This window comes from Desmospora activa DSM 45169, from assembly GCF_003046315.1.
In the GTDB taxonomy this organism is placed as follows: Bacteria; Bacillota; Bacilli; order Thermoactinomycetales; family DSM-45169; genus Desmospora; species Desmospora activa.
Genome location: NZ_PZZP01000001.1, coordinates 1,179,879 through 1,197,073, shown reverse-complemented (window position 1 = coordinate 1,197,073; position 17,195 = coordinate 1,179,879). Strand labels below are relative to the sequence as shown.

Annotated in this window: 19 protein-coding genes and 1 riboswitch; all 19 genes read right to left on the bottom strand. The window is 49.0% G+C overall.

Features of this window, described 5'->3' with window-relative positions:
* Positions 1-17 precede the first annotated feature (17 nt).
* Positions 18-428 (bottom strand): (2Fe-2S) ferredoxin domain-containing protein, encoded by a 411-nt coding sequence (locus tag C8J48_RS05865; RefSeq protein ID WP_211316592.1) that lies wholly within the window; start codon positions 426-428, stop codon positions 18-20.
* 22 nt (positions 429-450) lie between these two features.
* Entirely contained in the window at positions 451-1,269 is an 819-nt protein-coding gene (locus tag C8J48_RS05860; RefSeq protein WP_245891073.1) for a hypothetical protein, read from the bottom strand.
* 18 nt (positions 1,270-1,287) lie between these two features.
* Complete coding sequence (locus C8J48_RS05855) at positions 1,288-3,702, bottom strand: heavy metal translocating P-type ATPase (RefSeq protein ID WP_107725399.1); 2,415 nt, start codon at positions 3,700-3,702, stop codon at positions 1,288-1,290.
* 117 nt (positions 3,703-3,819) lie between these two features.
* Positions 3,820-4,158 (bottom strand): metal-sensitive transcriptional regulator, encoded by a 339-nt coding sequence (locus C8J48_RS05850; RefSeq protein WP_107725398.1) that lies wholly within the window; start codon positions 4,156-4,158, stop codon positions 3,820-3,822.
* Positions 4,159-4,447: 289 nt separating this feature from the next.
* Positions 4,448-5,074 (bottom strand): class I SAM-dependent methyltransferase, encoded by a 627-nt coding sequence (locus tag C8J48_RS05845; RefSeq protein ID WP_170105205.1) that lies wholly within the window; start codon positions 5,072-5,074, stop codon positions 4,448-4,450.
* 16 nt (positions 5,075-5,090) lie between these two features.
* On the bottom strand, positions 5,091-6,272 hold the full coding sequence (locus C8J48_RS05840) for an SGNH/GDSL hydrolase family protein (RefSeq protein ID WP_107725396.1): 1,182 nt from the start codon (positions 6,270-6,272) through the stop codon (positions 5,091-5,093).
* A gap of 58 nt (positions 6,273-6,330) precedes the next feature.
* Complete coding sequence (locus C8J48_RS05835) at positions 6,331-6,531, bottom strand: cation transporter (protein WP_107725395.1); 201 nt, start codon at positions 6,529-6,531, stop codon at positions 6,331-6,333.
* 279 nt (positions 6,532-6,810) lie between these two features.
* Positions 6,811-7,893 carry a murein hydrolase activator EnvC family protein gene (locus tag C8J48_RS05830; RefSeq protein WP_170105203.1) on the bottom strand — a complete coding sequence of 361 codons (1,083 nt, stop codon included), beginning with the start codon at positions 7,891-7,893 and terminating at the stop codon, positions 6,811-6,813.
* Positions 7,894-8,132: 239 nt separating this feature from the next.
* Entirely contained in the window at positions 8,133-9,461 is a 1,329-nt protein-coding gene (gene lysA / locus C8J48_RS05825; RefSeq protein ID WP_107727603.1) for a diaminopimelate decarboxylase, read from the bottom strand.
* A 71-nt stretch (positions 9,462-9,532) separates the two neighbouring features.
* A riboswitch (Lysine riboswitch) is annotated at positions 9,533-9,709 on the bottom strand.
* Positions 9,710-9,810: 101 nt separating this feature from the next.
* Entirely contained in the window at positions 9,811-10,374 is a 564-nt protein-coding gene (gene spoVAEA, locus C8J48_RS05820) for a stage V sporulation protein SpoVABEA (protein WP_170105201.1), read from the bottom strand.
* A 5-nt stretch (positions 10,375-10,379) separates the two neighbouring features.
* Entirely contained in the window at positions 10,380-10,733 is a 354-nt protein-coding gene (gene spoVAE, locus C8J48_RS05815; RefSeq protein WP_107725392.1) for a stage V sporulation protein AE, read from the bottom strand.
* Positions 10,734-10,753: 20 nt separating this feature from the next.
* A complete protein-coding gene (locus C8J48_RS05810; RefSeq protein ID WP_107725391.1) occupies positions 10,754-11,173 on the bottom strand; it encodes a stage V sporulation protein AB in 420 nt (139 codons plus the stop codon).
* Positions 11,157-11,765 (bottom strand): stage V sporulation protein AA, encoded by a 609-nt coding sequence (locus C8J48_RS19180; RefSeq protein WP_281261214.1) that lies wholly within the window; start codon positions 11,763-11,765, stop codon positions 11,157-11,159. Before C8J48_RS19180 ends, C8J48_RS05810 begins: the two co-directional genes overlap by 17 nt.
* A gap of 157 nt (positions 11,766-11,922) precedes the next feature.
* Positions 11,923-12,684, bottom strand: a complete 762-nt coding sequence (gene sigF, locus C8J48_RS05800) for an RNA polymerase sporulation sigma factor SigF (RefSeq protein ID WP_107725389.1) — start codon at positions 12,682-12,684, stop codon at positions 11,923-11,925.
* A gap of 14 nt (positions 12,685-12,698) precedes the next feature.
* Positions 12,699-13,151, bottom strand: a complete 453-nt coding sequence (spoIIAB, locus tag C8J48_RS05795) for an anti-sigma F factor (protein WP_107725388.1) — start codon at positions 13,149-13,151, stop codon at positions 12,699-12,701.
* Positions 13,148-13,501 carry an anti-sigma F factor antagonist gene (gene spoIIAA / locus C8J48_RS05790; RefSeq protein ID WP_107725387.1) on the bottom strand — a complete coding sequence of 118 codons (354 nt, stop codon included), beginning with the start codon at positions 13,499-13,501 and terminating at the stop codon, positions 13,148-13,150. Before spoIIAA ends, spoIIAB begins: the two co-directional genes overlap by 4 nt.
* 250 nt (positions 13,502-13,751) lie before the next feature.
* Positions 13,752-14,954: a D-alanyl-D-alanine carboxypeptidase family protein gene (locus C8J48_RS05785; protein WP_107725386.1), complete on the bottom strand. Its 1,203-nt coding sequence runs from the start codon at positions 14,952-14,954 to the stop codon at positions 13,752-13,754.
* Between the two features lie 95 nt (positions 14,955-15,049).
* A complete protein-coding gene (locus C8J48_RS05780) occupies positions 15,050-16,366 on the bottom strand; it encodes a pyrimidine-nucleoside phosphorylase (RefSeq protein ID WP_107725385.1) in 1,317 nt (438 codons plus the stop codon).
* Positions 16,366-17,190, bottom strand: coding sequence for a purine-nucleoside phosphorylase (locus C8J48_RS05775; RefSeq protein ID WP_107725384.1), 825 nt, complete (start codon positions 17,188-17,190; stop codon positions 16,366-16,368). Before C8J48_RS05775 ends, C8J48_RS05780 begins: the two co-directional genes overlap by 1 nt.
* Positions 17,191-17,195: the final 5 nt, after the last annotated feature.

Below are 17,195 nucleotides of genomic sequence, written 5' to 3'. Positions count from 1 at the left end.
TCTTTCATTAGAAGTACCTATTTGTGCTTATCAGAAGAGGAGAGATCAACCTTTTCCTCTTGCATTTCCGCAGGAGTAATTGAAGACACAATTTCTTGGTCCGCCATCGCTTCCCAACCCGTAAACCGCTCTCCGTCATATGAGTAGGCTACGGAGACAGAAAGGGATTCCCCTTTCTTCAGACAGCGGATTAATTGTGCTCCCCACTGTGGGGTCATCTTTTTGTACCAAATTCCGTCGGGATAGGTGATGACCGTACAAGCATCGATGCACCGACCGTTGCATCGAGTCAAGGTGGTATGAATGTCATCAATCGCTTGATTTTTAATTTCAGCCCGGATCGCTTGTGCCACTTCTTTTCCACCGTTCTTCAGACACGTGCTTCCATTGCAAATCAGCACATGTTTGCGTACGTCCTCTAACTCCATCCATCCCTTCCTCCCCCAATCTCTACTTCACTTCCACCACAAAGGGATATACCTTCACCTCACCGTCGACTTTAAACTCTCCCCAGATTTTATAAATGCCCGGTTGCTCAAATGTTGTGGTGAACCGTGTCTCTTCATCGGATACCGGATGGACGTGGATAAACTTCTCCGCCCCTTCGTCCAGAATTACCACGTGACCCAGCGCCCCCAAATACGGCTCCGGCTTTCCACCTTGCAACGAGAAATTGAGGGTAACCGGTTTGCCGGCTTGCAAAGACGTCGGCCTCATCGTAACGGTCGTTTCGCGAACGGTCTGGGTAAAGTCGTCATCCGGTTTTAAATCCGCGTGTTTTCCCTTTTTTTCACCCACTTGAAAGGATAGGGGCTCCACTTCATAGGCAAGCTGTTTTGGTTTAATATCGACAAACGCTTGGTAGGAACCCGCTGGCAAGGAAGCCTTTACTTCAAACACACCGTTTTTCACCAATCGGGGATGCAGATGTTCATATTGTTGCAGATCTTGGCTGACAACGATCAAATGAAGAAGGCGTTCATGGTTTACTTCCAGATCCTTCTCTGACAACGGATTTCCCTCTTTGTCTTTCAACGTGATAGTCAACTCGTTACCTTCGGCGGTTATGGATGGGGACACTTCGCTCTCTCCCGCCGTCATATCGTGATGCTCATGTCCGCCGTGATCCTTGGTGTCCTCTTGTGCAGAGCCGTGATTTTCATGAACAGGATCAGGTGCTCCGGTCACAGCGACATAACTATAGTACCCACCGATGACCAAACCGAGATACAACACCCCAGCAATCATCCATTTCGTTGTCATGTTCATTTCTTTCACTTCCTTTCCTTACAGTTTCACCCGTTGCAGACGCAAAGCGTTCAGTACCACGGAGACGGAACTGAAAGCCATGGCAGCCCCCGCCAACCACGGAGCGAGAAAACCGGCAGCCGCAATGGGAATGCCCATGGTGTTATAGGAAAAAGCCCAAAACAGATTTTGTTTGATGTTGCGAATCGTGCGCTTGCTCATCTGGAAGGCGTCAGCAATGCTATTCAAATCCCCGCGCATCAACGTGATGTCTGCCGCTTCCACCGCCACGTCCGTCCCGGTCCCGATCGCCATCCCAATATCCGCCGCGACAAGAGCCGGTGCATCGTTGATCCCATCGCCCACCATCGCCACTTTGTGCCCTTCCGCTTGCAACCGTTTGATTTCATTTACTTTCCCTTCTGGCAGCACTTCGGCGATGACGTGATCGATACCCGCTTGTTTGGCGACCGATTTTGCCGTCCGTTCGTTGTCACCGGTAACCATAATCACCCGCAACCCGATCGCTTTCAATCGCGCTACCGCTTCTTTGGAGGTATCCTTCATCGTGTCCGCTACGGCAACAATCCCGGCTAACATCCCATCCACCGCCACTAACATCGCGGTTTTCCCTTCGCTCTCCAGTCGTTCCATCGATGCAAGCGCGTTGTCTATCGCGATTTGATGTTCCGTCAGCAGGCGTCGCGTTCCGATCAACACCGCACGTCCATTCACATCGGCTCGGATGCCGTATCCTGGGATCGCTTCAAATCGATCGGCGTCGGCCAAGGGCAATCCTTTTTCCCGGATTCCCTCCACAATGGCTTGGGCCAAGGGATGCTCCGACTCCTTTTCTGCCGCGCCTACCAGCTGCAGGAACGCATTTTCATCGGTCTGATACGACACGACATCGGTCAATTCAGGCTCCCCTGTGGTAACGGTACCTGTCTTATCCAGCACAACCGTATCGATTCGATGAGCCGATTCCAGATGCTCGCCGCTTTTGAACAGAATACCCGCTTCAGCGGAGCGCCCGGATCCAGCCATAATCGACGTCGGTGTCGCCAGCCCCAAGGCGCATGGGCATGCGATCACCAGAACGGCGATCATGTTCTCGAGGGCCGCCGCAACATCTCCCGGAGCAACCGCCAAATACCAGATCAAAAACGTGACAAATGCGATTCCGACCACGATGGGTACAAAAATACCGGAGACTTTGTCAGCCATCCGCTGAATCGGGGCTTTGGAACCTTGCGCTTCCTCCACGACTTGAATGATCTGGGCGAGCACCGTATCCCGACCCACCTTGGTCGCCCGAATGCGAAGGGAACCGTTCTTATTGAGAGTGGCACCGGTTACCGTATCCCCTGCCGCTTTATCGACGGGAATACTCTCCCCGGTCAACATCGATTCATCCACTGCCGAGCGTCCTTCCACCACCTCTCCGTCCACCGGCACTTTTTCTCCCGGTTTTACTAGTACAAGGTCACCAACTCGAACCTCTTCCACGGGAACAGTCCGCTCCTGGCCGTCCCGAATCACCGTCGCGTTTTTCGCCTGCAAACCCATCAACTTCTTAATCGCTTCCGATGAACGGCCTTTAGCCCGAGCTTCAAACCATTTCCCCAGCAGAATCAAGGTAATCAAAATGGCGCTGGTCTCAAAATAGAGTTCCGCCATCCCTTCCGAGGGGACCACCAGGGAACGCAGGGACAGATAGACACTGTAGAAGTAAGCGGCTGATGTCCCTAAGGCCACCAACACGTCCATGTTGGCACTACCATTGCGCAAAGCTTTGAACGCTCCCACATAAAACTGCTTTCCGACTACGAACTGTACCGGTGTAGCCAAGGCCAATTGCACCCAGGGGTTCATAAACAGGTCCGGCAACCAGATGAACGAAGTCCATTCAAAATGGCTAACCATCGTCCACAGAAGCGGTGCTGACAACAAGATCGCAAAAAACAGCTTCCCTTTCTGGCTATCCGCTTCCCGCCGCTGGTCCGTCGGGTTTTGGGTACGATCCCCTTTTGGTGTAGCCTTGTATCCGATCGCTTCCACTCTGTCCAAGATGTCCTTCACCGCGATTTGGTGAGGAGAATATTTAACCGTAGCCGTTTCCAACGCCAAATTGACGCGAGCATCTGTCACCCCTTCCAGTTTGTTCAATCCTTTTTCAATACGGGTAGCGCATACTGCACAGGTCATGCCTGTAATTTCAAGATCCACTTTTTCCCGGGGGACTCGGTAACCGAGAGAGTCGATTTTTCTCTCCACTTCAGCCATCGAAACCTGGTCCGGGTCGTATGTGACCTTCGCTTTTTCCGACGCCAAATTAACGTTGGCGTCTAAGACCCCCTCCACTTTCTTTAACCCCTTTTCGATGCGAACTGCACAAGCAGCACACGTCATTCCCTCAACATTGATAATCGACTGTTTGGATGTATTCACCATGGTCAACTCCTTCCGTTATACAGGGTGGGGGTATATGAGAGCGATGAAGAAATCGTGCCATAAAAGCACGATATGTGTGAACGAAACGACTTAATAACCTCGATACTCGATTATTTCTCATTTCATCAGTTTTGATACGGTTTTCATGAACTCTTCCGTAATATCCGGATCCTCTTGTTTGAGCCGATCGAGCACACAGGTATTGATGTGACTCTCCAACAACAACCGAGATACGGAATGAAGAGCAGACTGTACCGCCGACATTTGGTTGAGAATGTCATCACAGTATACATCACGTTCAATCATGTTCCGAATGCCTTTCACTTGCCCTTCTATTCGATTCATTCGGTGAACCAGATTGGTCTTCAACGGGTCAGGAACCTGCCCTGTTTTGGTATCACAACATTCCGGTCCCTTTGCTTCCACTACTTCGTTCTTCGTTTCGGTCTGACTCATCCTTGTGCCTCCTTCCGAGAACCATCCGAACTCATTATACCCCGTATGGGTATATAAAGGTCAAGGGCAAAAAAACACTTTTATCATTCCTTATATTTCATGAGGAATAATACAGATCGATCAAATCAACAAATTCATGATCAACATATACATCACCGGGGTATTCTATATAAACCCCACTTAAAAAGTGGTAAGAGGGAGTAAACGTCGATTTTGGTTTTTCATTTTTCCATCCTACACCTTCATTGTAATTTTAAAGCTTAGAACCGTGCTCTAAATAATTTGCACCTCAATGCTTCGCAACGGCGCAATAATATTCCATTGATTTCTCCCTAAATTGTTCGATGCTGATATTTGAATAACCTGTTTCTTTTAGTAAGCTTTCGACTTCGTCAACTTCTGGAGTATACAAAGAAAAATCATACTCCTCAGAAGCCCATTGCGACATGATGGCTTTAGAACGAAATCCGATGGCCAACTTGCCCCCAGGCTTGAGCACCCGCTTCATTTCTCGTAGTGATTGATGTGGATTCGACCAAAAGTAAATCGTGTTTACTGTAAAAATTTTATCGAACATCTCATTGTCAAAAGGAATTTTTTCGATATTCCCTTGTTCAATACAAACTCGCCCCTGCTCGATGAAAGCTTGGTTGCGTTTGATTGCAGATTGCACCATCGCTTCGGAAAAATCTAACCCGAACACATGAGTTCCCTTCACATTTTCTACGATTTCAGCAATAAACTTTCCATTTCCGAAGCCGATTTCCAGCACATAGTCCTGTTCATCAATACCAAGACATTGAATTGTCGTTTCGTTCATTCGCGTATTACTTTTGTTCATCAATCTCCCCATTAACTTACCAATGATGCCTGTGGGTTTTCGAGATTGACTGGCTAGGTACTTTTTCAATCCCACGCTATGCTCTCCCTTCTCATTCGTCCTCTCCTTTAAAAAATAACGATAGCGGAACCGCATAAGCAAATGCTTTAAAGCCTTCATCATTTGGATGAAGATGATCACCAGAATCATATGCTGGATGGATTTTATTGGGCGTTTGTGGATTAGCCAACGCTTGATCGAAATCAATGATCCCATCAACGATTTCATTCGAGCGAATCCATTGGTTAACCTTTTGTCTAATCGCTTCCTTGTCTTCTGAATAGTAGTCTGAATGAGCAAATGGAGTAATTGTACCGATAAAGATTCGTAAGTTTCGCTGCTGCACCTTTGTAGCCACTTCTTTCATACTCGCAATGATCTGATCCGCATCGGCGTTTCCGAAAATATCATTAATGCCCTGTAACAAGATGACGTCTGTCACTCCAGTTTGAGAAAACACATCCCAATGTAAACGAATCGGTGTCTTTTCACCCGCATTGGCTAAACCAAGATCAGCACCACCTTCTACATCCGCTACATCGATTGAGATTAGATTGCCCGTAATACCTGCATTGAGAACGGAACAATTAAGCTTAGGATATTCCTGATAAACCCGATCCCGCAAGAAATCAGGCCAGCGATGGTTGGCATTTAAAGTTGAAGAAAAACCCTCCGTAATGGAATCACCGATCGCAACAATCACACATGAATGTTCTGCTTCTGTCATCACATCTAGACCGGTTAACCAATAATAAGAATCAATAATTGTGTTGAAATGAGTGGTATCACTCTCTTTTGTATGATCACCAGTTGCAACGTAAGTTGAACGTGCGGGTGTAAAGTGCCAAGTAGAGGTCTTAGTGTAAGAAGGGAGATACATACTTACAGCCAAATCAGATTGTGCATTTACTTTAAATGAGACAGGATCACTATATATCTCTTCACCTACCGGAATGGTAACGCTTGATTCCCCCTGAAAAGTTACATCACCATCTGTTTGTGTATTGATTTTTCCATCATGCAGATGACGGGCAACTGTTACTTTACCAATGGTTAATGGCTCCACACCATATCGGTTGGAAAACTTTAAACGCAATATTGAACCGGGGGCATGTGGATGTACAACCATCCGCAACGTTTGATTCTCAAATGAGACTTGAGGAAATGTAAAATCAAAAAATCGAGTATCAAATTTGGTTTGACTTGCATGCCATGAACCGATCCATCTAGTCATTGTTAAGCATGCCCCTCTCTCCCTACAATAAGGACAACCGCTCGCAGCGGCCAATTTTTCAAACGATGTCGTAACCTTGACTTTCAATCGCTTCTTTTACCTGTTCCAGTGTTACACTACGCTCATCAAAAACGACCTGAACCGTCCCCGCTTCCAAATCGACCTTTCCTTCCACCCCAATTCGCTGCATGGCACCTTCTACAGCATGGACGCAATGACCACAGGACATGCCTATAACATTTAATGTAACCTGATTCATAAGATTTCCTTCTCTCATATACCCATGGCGGGTATGTCATCAGATTTAATATACTATACCCCCGGATAGTATGTAAAGACTAAAAGTATCATCTTGCAAATAAGCATGGCTTCATATGATGTTTCTGTTCCTGGGGCCGGAGGTTTCCCACTGACAATCTTTCCAGCGCCGTGGACACCCTTACCGCTAGCAGCTACACCTTCACCATAAAGAACATGCCCATGTCAGGCACCACAAAAAAACCCATCATCAACAAAAGTTGATGATGGGTTTTTTACGCTATCCGCCAAAGTAGCCCATGGGATTGACGTGATTTTGTATGCCTCGATGTACTTCAAAGTGCAAGTGGGGGCCGGTGGAACGGCCGTTGTTGCCGACAGCGGCAATCTGTTGACCCTTCCGTACCACATCACCCGTACGGACGCGGACAGAAGAGGCCCACATATGAGCGTACAGAGTGAAGATGCCACCACCGTGGTCGATCATAATGTAGTAGCCGTATCCACAGCCACAGGTTTGGCTACGAACCACCTTACCGTCGGCGGCGGAGTACATCGGTGTCCCCACCGGCGCCGCCCAGTCTACTCCAGTGTGAAATTCACTCCCTCTATAGCCATAGGGAGAAGTGATACGCCCGTTGACCGGGTAACGCAACGGACCGGTGTAAGCAAAGTTTCCTGCTCGAATGTGGTCCAGTCTGAGCTCCGCCAGCTCCTGTTTGGTGATCTTCTCTTGGTTGTCCAGCTGGGCCAAGGCGCTCTCATTTTTTTTCATCTCAGTTACCAGTTCATCATAGACCTTCTTTGCCTTAGCCGCTTCTTTCTTCTGCTTATCACTTAGTTTTTTGATCTTATCCCGCTCTTTTTGTACCTTTTCTTTTTCTTTGTAGTACTTACTTACTACGTCATAGTCGCGCTTCACCAGCAAGCGCATAAACTCCAACCGGGTTAAAAACTCATTGAGGGATTTTGCGGCCAATAACTTTTCCATGCGCGTGTCCCCATACCAGTACATATTGCGAACACTGTTTTTAAACTGGCCGTTGTATTTCTCCAATGTTTCCTGCGCTTTTTCCAGATCTTCTTCCGCTTTGTCCAATTCTTGCAGCGTTTTATCCGCTTTCTGCTCCAGCTCGGACAAGACACTTTTCTTCTCCTCAATCTCTTTCTGCAGCTCTTGAATCCCTTTTTCCGTCTCGCCACGTTTGTCTTTGATGTCATCCAACTGTTTGTTCAAGTCATCTTCCTTGTTGGCAAAGGACAACTCAGCAGGCCAGAGGGAAAAAGCCAGAGCGAAGGATGTAACGACAATAACGGTTGCGCGAAATAGACGCCCTTCTCCCGGCAGTTTCCAGATATTCATCACCCTCTCCCGTCGGATTCTCCTCTCCGTTGTCCACGAACGCTTCGGATAAACCTTGACGGGGTTAAGTATACAAAAGGTTGAACAAGCCATCAATAACTACAGAGGACGACAAAAAAATAGACCTTCCTGCGCATGCAGGTAGGTCTTTCGTAGGATTTACGGTGATGTCTCTGCTTCAATCGTTCGCGATTGTTAAAAAATAACTACCTAAATTAGGGAAATATATTTTTTCTGCTTTAAAAAGTGGTCACTTTTTTCCTTTTTAATCGCTCCGGAATCACATCCTGGCTGATGAGATCGTCCAGGGTTTCCCTGCGAACGACTAACTCTGCTTTCCCGTCGGCAACAAAGATGACCGCCGGTCGGGGCATACGATTATAGTTGTTAGCCATCGAGTAGTTATAAGCACCGGTACAGCCGACCGCCAAGATATCACCGCTTTCCACCGACGGCAAGACCGTATCCCAGATCAACATATCTCCGCTTTCACACAGCTTGCCGGCGATCGACACTGTCTCCGTCGGTGTTTGATCTGCTTTATTGGCCAGATGCGCTTCATAGGCAGCTTGATATAAAGCGGGGCGGAGATTGTCACTCATGCCCCCATCCACAGCCACATATTTGCGCACACCCGGAATTTCTTTGATACTGCCTACAGTATACAGAGTCGTACCCGCCTCGCCCACAAGGCTACGCCCCGGTTCCAACCAAATCTCCGGCCGTTCTTCCTCAGAAAAGGTTCGCTTCACTTCCTCGGCGATCGCTTCCACATAATCTGCCGGTTCTAAGGGGGTATCGTCTGCTTGATAGCGAATGCCAAAGCCTCCACCCAGGTTCAATATTTTCGTATGGGTGCCATAGCGTTCCTGACAATTGCGGATCAGTTCCGCCATTTTGCCCACCGCTAAACGGAAGCCCTCCACTTCAAATATTTGCGAACCGATGTGGCAATGAAATCCTTCCAGATGAAGAGCCGGCGATTTCATACAGGTTTGAACCGCTTTATACACTTGATCGCTGCCCAGATCGAACCCAAATTTGGAGTCTTCCTGGCCCGTCTGAATGTAATCATGGGTATGCGCCTCAATCCCCGGTGTTGTCCGCAACAATACCGGCACCTTCATTCCTCGCTCCTGAGCCAACAATTCCAGCAGTTGCAATTCTGTAAAATTATCCACTACAAACAGGCGAATACCCGCCTCCAGCCCTTTTACCAACTCCGCCGGTGTCTTATTGTTCCCGTGAAAGTAGATGCGTTCAGGGGGAAAGCCCGCCGCCAACGCCGTATGGAGCTCCCCTTCAGACACGACGTCCAAATGAAGCCCCTCTTCATCAACCAACCGACACATCGCCAAGGTACTAAAGGCTTTGCTAGCATATGCCACTTGAAAAGCGAGGCCGGTTGCCTGAAAGGCTTGCACAAACTGTTTCATCCGCTGCCGAATCCATTTCTCATCCATTACATATAGGGGCGTACCCCATTGCGCTGCTAATTCTACCGTATCACATCCGCCAATCTCCAAGTTTCCTTTTTCATTGATCCGGCTGTTTCCATATAAATACATCATTTTTTCGGCCTCCGATTCCTGAACTAAAAAAGCAACGGACGCATGCGTCTGTTGCTTGAACTCCCATTTCCGATGGTAGCGCTCCACAACTAGCTGTTGCAGCAGTCCGTCGCCTGTTCGGCGAAAGACCAGCATGGTGGGAACGGGTTTCCCCCCACACTTCGGCGAATCGCCCTTTCCCTTTCTTTCCTCGATCCCCGCTCTCCAGAAAGGTACTGATGCAGATTCGCACCTCTACGCATGCAGACATGACATCATCTTTTAAGTCAAACCGATTCAATTTGACAAGAGGATATCACATTTACATCCTCTTGCCAAGGGACAAAAGGCTTAACTGAGAACGGTTTTATATTCCGCTTTTTTCCATAATCAGACGAACCGCCTGGGTTGTCACTGGCGCTCCCCACATGCGATCGTCGTGGTGCTTCATTTTCCCCACGTCTCCAATCCCCACCACCAACGGAAAATGGTACTGCCGCAACACATCCACGGTATCTCCGATGATACGCAACGGTTCTTGTGCCAGTTCCACTCCGTCTTTATCGACACCATGACTGACGACACGACCCTCTTGATCCAAGGCGATGTCAACAGCGACTCCTTCTGCTGCGGAACAATTGGAGGCTACCGCGACCACCCCCAGCACATCGATATCCGGGTGGTTCGCCACCACTTCCAGAGCCCGTTCCCCTTTTCCTTTGTGCTTGGAACCACAATCGTCAAACATCACCAGTATCGGTTCATACGCTGCACTTTGAATTAAATCCACCAACTGCGCACCCGACAAAGGGGTGGGATTGCCGGCGGAAGCAGAGATACAACGTCCTCCCACTTTCTGCGCCACATACTCTACCGTTTCCTTTGCCACTTTGTCCCCGTCTGTGATCAAAATCACCTTACGCTTATTCATATCCTTCAACCTTTGGGCCGGAAGACCAAGGCGGTCAAAAAGCCAAAAATAATAGCGGCGGATATACCGGCACTGGTAATCTCAAAGATTCCTGTCAATACCCCGACTACACCGCTTTTTTCTCCTTCAGCTGTCGCGCCGTGTACGAGCGCATTGCCAAAACTGGTGATGGGAACGGTTGCCCCCGCACCTGCAAACTGAATCAACGGTTCATACCAGCCCAACCCGTCCATCACCGCTCCCACCACTACCAACAGACTGAGAACGTGTGCCGGGGTTAGGGGCGTCAGATCCATCAACAACTGCCCCACCACACAGATTAAACCACCAACTAAAAAAGCGGACCAAAACGTACCCATCTCATGATCACACCTTTCTTTCAAAATACTAGCCACTGAAACAGCGAACCCACCACTTTCCCAAAAATCATCGCCAACAACAACCAGGGAAGGCGGCTCTGCATCCCCAAGCGCTTTGCTAAAATCGGCAATACGTTTAATACTTCCGTCAATCCCGCCGCCAGTAAACCGACAAAGCAACCGGCAATTAAGCCGACGAGGGGTACAGCCACCATCATCCAGTCCAGACCGTGCCAACCACGAAAATCGACCCAGGTGGCAACGACCGCCCCCATCACCAAAGCGCCTTCATACCAGTGAATCCGACTGATGCTACGGGTTAATACTGTCAACCGCGGAATTACATCCAACACCGTCAAAAACGCTACCAATCCGCTGCCGACCGCAAGCCCTCCCGCCAACCCCACCATCACCTCAAGCGTCTCAAGAAGAAGAATCATGTCCCTTCGCCCGTTTCATTTTTTCATGGTCAATCACAAATTGATCAATACTGTCTTGGTACAAAAAGACTTCTAATTCCAACGGGGTTGGTTCATCGTTAAACTTACGCTTCCATACATGGTTAAAAAAGATTCCCATCCCTAAGCCGATCCCGATGGAATATGGAATTTGCAACAGCAAGGGACGCTCTGAACGAATCCCTGTCATCAGATAATGGATGCGTTGATGTACATAGGACATACTGACATCTGCATGGAAATTCATAATCGCCAAACCAGAGCCGATAAATAATAAAACCCACACCAGGAACGCCAACAATATATGGGATCGCGGCGGCGGTGAGATCCTCTCCACGATAGTGTGTGGCGGTCCCACCTGCCGGATATCCCAATGGGGATAGTGATGTGACAACACGCGCACCACATCCATCCATTCTACCAGGGCGACGGGGTTCTCCTGGGGATAATACTGGGTCACCGGCAAGTGTTTCAGCTTTTCTTCCTCTCCTTCCGCCAGGATATTGGCCACCTGTCCGAGCAAAAGTGGTCCCTTTACAGCATGGATTCGCTTTTTCATCTGGATGTAAACCACCTTGGACACCGTGATCCCTTCCCTTTTAAAAGCTTTCTCGCTCCTTTAGTATGAGTCGCCCTCCCGTCGACCATACAAAAAACGCCCGTCCGTTGGACAAGCGTCGCAATCAAGCTTAAATGATGAAAATGTATCACTCACATTTAAACTCCTTCTTTTAACCGGCACCATCCATCTCCTCACGCATGCGCCGGATGATTTTTTTCTCCAAGCGAGAGACTTGTACCTGTGAAATTCCTAAACGCTCCGCTACTTCCGACTGAGTCTGATCTTTAAAATAGCGAAGGTAAACGATTAAGCGCTCCCGTTCTTCCAACTGTTCCATCGCTTCTTTTAAAGCCAATTGATCAAACCACGCCTCCTCGGATTCATCGGATATTTGATCCATCAGGGTAATCGGATCACCGTCATTTTCATAAACCGTTTCATGAATCGATGATGGAGTACGGTTGGCCTCCTGTGCAAACACAATTTCCTCCGCGGTCACCCCCATCTCCTCCGCCAATTCCTGTACCGTGGGAGAACGCCCCAGCCGTTTAGTCAATTCATCTTTTCCCTTGCGAATGCGGTTGGATAGCTCTTTTAACGAACGACTCACTTTTACCATGCCGTCGTCCCGCAGAAAGCGCTGAATCTCTCCGATGATCATCGGCACCGCATAAGTGGAAAATTTCACATCGTAGCTAAGATCAAATTTATCCACCGCTTTCAGCAAACCGATACAACCAATCTGAAAGAGGTCCTCCGCCTCATACCCGCGGTTAAGAAAACGTTGCACCACAGACCAAACAAGCCGAATATTGTGACGAACCAGCCGGTCGCGCGCCTCGGTATCCCCTTTTTGGCTGGATTGGATCAATTGTTTGACTTCAGTGTCGGACAGATGTTTATGTCTGGAATTACGTACATCGGAATCCATGGATCCACCCACCCTCAATTCCGAATGGTCTGCTGTTGGGTTTTAAGGCGCTTCTTTAAGTGAATCCGGGTTCCTTTTCCCACTTTTGACTCCACTTCCACCTGATCCATGAAGTTTTCCATGATGGTAAATCCCATGCCGGAACGTTCCAACTCCGGTTTGGATGTATACAGTGGTTGGCGCGCTTCCGTCACATCGGCAATCCCGATACCTTCATCTTCGATCGTAATCACCATTTCGGTACCATGAATCTCGGTACGGATGGTGATCATTCCGTCAGTCCGCTCTTCATATCCATGGATGACGGCATTGGTTACCGCTTCTGACACAACTGTTTTAATATCGGTCAACTCTTCCATGGTGGGGTCCAATTGCGAAATGAATGAGGCAACCGCAACACGGGCAAAAGATTCATTCTCCGAACGGCTGGCAAACCGAAGCTCCATCACATTGTAAAAATCACTCATGATGCCACCCCGCAAGCGCTTAATGCTGCATGTTCATTATCGTGGAGTGATAGTATTTTAAACATCCCCGACAATTCAAACAAGCGATGAATCGAGGGATGAACCGAACATAAAAACAACTTTCCACCTTGCTCCGAGATTTGTCGATACCGCCCCAATACCACACCCAAACCGGAACTGTCCATAAACGAAAGCTCGGACAGGTTGAGAATCATATGGGCATAAATTCCCTTGGATAACTCCGTATCCATCCGTTGCCGTGCCTCTGTGGCGGTATGGTGGTCCAATTCCCCTGCCAGGCGGACGATCAGTACGTTCCGTCTGTGGGATACATCCACATATAAACTCATATTCGCTTCCCCCCTGCTGAATCTGGTTTGTCCGATCCCATGCTCTCCTTCCATTCCACGGGATTGATATCGGTTCCTGCCATCCGACAAAAGAAGAAAAAAATCGAGCCTCTCTGTCATAGAGAGGCTCTTTTTGTCGATGGTTTTTAACCTTTTTTGCGTCAGAAGTCTCCTACTTCAAAGCGGTGAGATGAATGACGCTTTACTCGATATCCCCTTTGGAGATACAGAACAAAACTTTCGGGGAGATTCATTTGGGAACTTCTTCAACCGGTGGTGCTTCCTCCGGCAGAAACAGCATCTTTTTCAACGTACGCTTAAACAGCGTCCACGAGCCAGCCCGCGGAATATCGCGCGCAGACAGCAGCTCCAATTGTGATACAACTTTTCCGTCTTTCTCCACCAACACCCGACCCAATCGTTCCCCTTTTTGAATGGGGGCTTTGAGCTCTTCCCATTGCAGACGTGTACGATATTGGTCGGGATTTTCCCCTTTTTTAATCAAAATACTAAACTGCTGTGGGGCACGAACATCGATTTGATTGCGTAACCCTTTATCGACATGTAGGTGGGCGATCGGATCACCCTGGCGATAGACGACATGATTGGTAAATTGACTAAATGCGTAATCCAACATTCGCGTAGTTTCGCGATTGCGAGCCTTGGGATTGGGTTCACCCATCACAACGGCGATTAAGCGAAAATTCCCCCGTTTGGCAGTAGCGGAGAGACAATATTTCGCTTCAGCGGTAAATCCGGTTTTTAAGCCATCCATGCCTTCGTAAAACTTGACCAAGCGATTGGTATTAACCAGCCAAAACGGATTGTCCGTCTCTTTGCGCAAGTAATCTTCGTAAATACGAGTAAACTCGGTCACTCCTTTATGCTTGAGGAGTTCTCGTGACATCACGGCGATATCTTTGGCACTGGTGTGGTGATCCTTGGCGGGAAGACCGTTTGGATTTTGAAATCGGGTGTTTTTCATCCCTAATTTTGCCGCTCGTTCATTCATTTGCGCAACAAACGCTTCTTCCGTTCCCGCAATATGTTCGGCCAAGGCGACGGAAGCATCATTGGCGCTACCCACCGCCACCGCTTTAAATAAATCCTTTACCGTCATCGCCTCCCCCGGTTCCAGATAGATCTGGGATCCCCCCATGGAGGCGGCGTGTTCACTAATTCGAACTGAATCATCAAAAGAAATCTTCCCATGATCTAAGGCCTCTATGATTAAAAGCATGGTCATTATTTTAGTGACACTTGCCGGGGGAAGGGACTCATCACTGTTTTTTTCATAGAGGATTGTACCGGTATCTGCATCCAGCAAAATGGCGGAACGCGCATCCGGTGCCAGGTTTAGTTCCCCTTCCGCCGCAGCGGCAAGCGGGGTCGGAACTGCCGCTGATAGCGTCAAGAAGGATACCAACATTCCCATAAAGAATCGCATTTGCATCAATGCTTCCCTCCTCTTGGTGGTGTCCCTAGTTTGAGCGACAGAGAGGAGGAATATTCCATGGAAAAATATAAAAAGCGCTCCCTTAGGAACGCTTAGACATCATCCGGTGTGACGACTCCTTTGATCTGTACCGGAGGGGAGACGTTTGTATCGGTGATGCTGATGGCGGACTGTAAGGTTTCACTCACTTCCGCCACCGGTCCACCTTTCCGTATATGCAGAGTGGCTAGCGTATCCCCCGCTTGTACGGAATCCCCTACTTTTTTCTCTAATTCGATTCCAACTCCGTGGTCGATGGTGGATTCTTTCGTTTCTCTACCAGCACCCAGTTTCATGGCACACAGGCCGATCGTTTCCGCCTCCATCGCAGCCACGGTGCCGGAGCGTTTCGCTTTTACCGCTATCACTTCATCCGCTTGTGGTAGGAGATCCGGATGATCGACCACACGGGTGTCTCCTCCTTGCGCTTGTACAAAGCGGCGTAGTTGATCCAGGGCGGTACCATCGTTGATTCGAGCCCGCAAGAGTGCCTTCGCTTCTTCCGGTGTATCGGCACGTCCGCCCAGAATCAGCATATAGGCACCCAACTCTAAGCAGAGCTCCGTTAAATCTGGCGGCCCCTCTCCCCGCAGTGTCTCAATGGCCTCACGCACTTCCAATGCATTGCCGACAGCCCGACCCAGCGGTTGATCCATATCGCTGATCACTGCAATCGTGCGGCGGCCGACATGCTTGCCGATCCGTACCATCGCTTCGGCCAACTCCCGCGCCCGCTCCTCCGTTTTCATAAAAGCACCGGCACCCGTTTTTACATCCAATACAATCGCATCGGCCCCAGCCGCTATCTTTTTGCTCATAATGGAACTGGCGATCAGCGGGATCGAATCCACCGTTGCCGTCACATCCCGCAACGCGTACAATTGTTTATCGGCAGGGGTAAGATCCGCCGTTTGCCCCATCAACGCGATACCAATATCATTAACCTGTTGGATAAAAGCGTCTATGCTTAAGCTGGTGGAAAAACCGGGAAATGACTCCAACTTGTCTACCGTTCCTCCAGTATGGCCTAACCCGCGGCCGGATAATTTGGCCACCGGAACACCGCAAGCCGCTACCATCGGCCCCAACACTAAGGTGGTGGTATCTCCCACCCCGCCGGTACTGTGTTTATCCACCTTGATTCCGCGAATCGACGATAAATTCACCTCATCCCCGGATCGTACCATCTCCAAGGTGAGATCAGCGGTTTCGCGGGCGTCCATCCCTTGGAAATAAACGGCCATCGCCCAGGCTGACAGCTGATAATCAGGGATTTTCCCTTCGGCATATCCCTGAATCAGAAAACGGAGCTCATCCGATGAAAGCGCAACCCCATCCCGTTTCTTCCGAATCATTTCAGAGGCTCTCATCACACCGCCACCTCTGCCACAATCCCTTTTACCAAGCGGATAAAGCGCGGTTTGGTCCGATTGGCCACCTCTACGACTTGTTCATGGGTTAGCGGCTCCAACTCTTCTCCAATCGCCATATCGGTGATACAGGAGATACCGAGACATCGCAAGCCAGAGTGACGTGCGGCAATCACTTCAGGAGCGGTCGACATGCCGACGGTATCACCGCCCAGGTTGCGCAACATCACCAACTCTGCCGGTGTCATATAGGCGGGTCCGCTAATAGCGGCATACACCCCCTGTTGCAAGGAAAGCCCTTGTTTTTCCGCGACGTCGTGAGCCAATTGGATCAAATCTTTATCATAAGCGTTGGACATATCGGGAAAACGGACACCTAACCGCTCTTCATTGGGGCCGAGCAGCGGATTGCTGCCTGTCATATTGAGATGATCTTCAATCACCATCAGATCCCCCGCTTGGAAAGCGGCGTTCATCCCACCGCAAGCATTGGTAGCGATTAACGTCTTAACCCCCAGTGCTTTCATCACATAAACCGGGAAGACAACCTCTTGTTGCGAGTACCCTTCATAATAGTGAAAGCGTCCCTGCATCGCCACCACGGTTTGCCCCGCCAGCCTCCCGATTACCAGTTGACCGGCATGTCCCTCCACAGTCGATTCCGGAAAATGAGGGATATCGGTATATGCAATCACATCCGCTGCTTCAATCTCATCAGCCAAATCCCCTAAACCAGAACCTAAAATTAAGCCGATCACCGGTTGATGTGAACTTCTGCTTTGAATCATTTCTTTAGCTGCTTGGATTTGCTCATAACGCCCCATCCCTT

Bases quoted from the DNA above. Each gene is read 5' to 3' on its own strand.
- C8J48_RS05865 (WP_211316592.1), bottom strand. From the start codon at position 428: ATGGAGTTAGAGGACGTACGCAAACATGTGCTGATTTGCAATGGAAGC.
- C8J48_RS05860 (WP_245891073.1), bottom strand. From the start codon at position 1,269: ATGAACATGACAACGAAATGGATGATTGCTGGGGTGTTGTATCTCGGT.
- C8J48_RS05855 (WP_107725399.1), bottom strand. From the start codon at position 3,702: ATGGTGAATACATCCAAACAGTCGATTATCAATGTTGAGGGAATGACG.
- C8J48_RS05850 (WP_107725398.1), bottom strand. From the start codon at position 4,158: ATGAGTCAGACCGAAACGAAGAACGAAGTAGTGGAAGCAAAGGGACCG.
- C8J48_RS05840 (WP_107725396.1), bottom strand. From the start codon at position 6,272: ATGACTAGATGGATCGGTTCATGGCATGCAAGTCAAACCAAATTTGAT.
- C8J48_RS05835 (WP_107725395.1), bottom strand. From the start codon at position 6,531: ATGAATCAGGTTACATTAAATGTTATAGGCATGTCCTGTGGTCATTGC.
- C8J48_RS05830 (WP_170105203.1), bottom strand. From the start codon at position 7,893: ATGAATATCTGGAAACTGCCGGGAGAAGGGCGTCTATTTCGCGCAACC.
- lysA (WP_107727603.1), bottom strand. From the start codon at position 9,461: ATGTATTTATATGGAAACAGCCGGATCAATGAAAAAGGAAACTTGGAG.
- spoVAEA (WP_170105201.1), bottom strand. From the start codon at position 10,374: ATGAATAAGCGTAAGGTGATTTTGATCACAGACGGGGACAAAGTGGCA.
- spoVAE (WP_107725392.1), bottom strand. From the start codon at position 10,733: ATGGGTACGTTTTGGTCCGCTTTTTTAGTTGGTGGTTTAATCTGTGTG.
- C8J48_RS05810 (WP_107725391.1), bottom strand. From the start codon at position 11,173: ATGATTCTTCTTCTTGAGACGCTTGAGGTGATGGTGGGGTTGGCGGGA.
- sigF (WP_107725389.1), bottom strand. From the start codon at position 12,684: ATGGATTCCGATGTACGTAATTCCAGACATAAACATCTGTCCGACACT.
- spoIIAB (WP_107725388.1), bottom strand. From the start codon at position 13,151: ATGAGTGATTTTTACAATGTGATGGAGCTTCGGTTTGCCAGCCGTTCG.
- spoIIAA (WP_107725387.1), bottom strand. From the start codon at position 13,501: ATGAGTTTATATGTGGATGTATCCCACAGACGGAACGTACTGATCGTC.
- C8J48_RS05785 (WP_107725386.1), bottom strand. From the start codon at position 14,954: ATGCAAATGCGATTCTTTATGGGAATGTTGGTATCCTTCTTGACGCTA.
- C8J48_RS05780 (WP_107725385.1), bottom strand. From the start codon at position 16,366: ATGAGAGCCTCTGAAATGATTCGGAAGAAACGGGATGGGGTTGCGCTT.
- C8J48_RS05775 (WP_107725384.1), bottom strand. From the start codon at position 17,190: ATGGGGCGTTATGAGCAAATCCAAGCAGCTAAAGAAATGATTCAAAGC.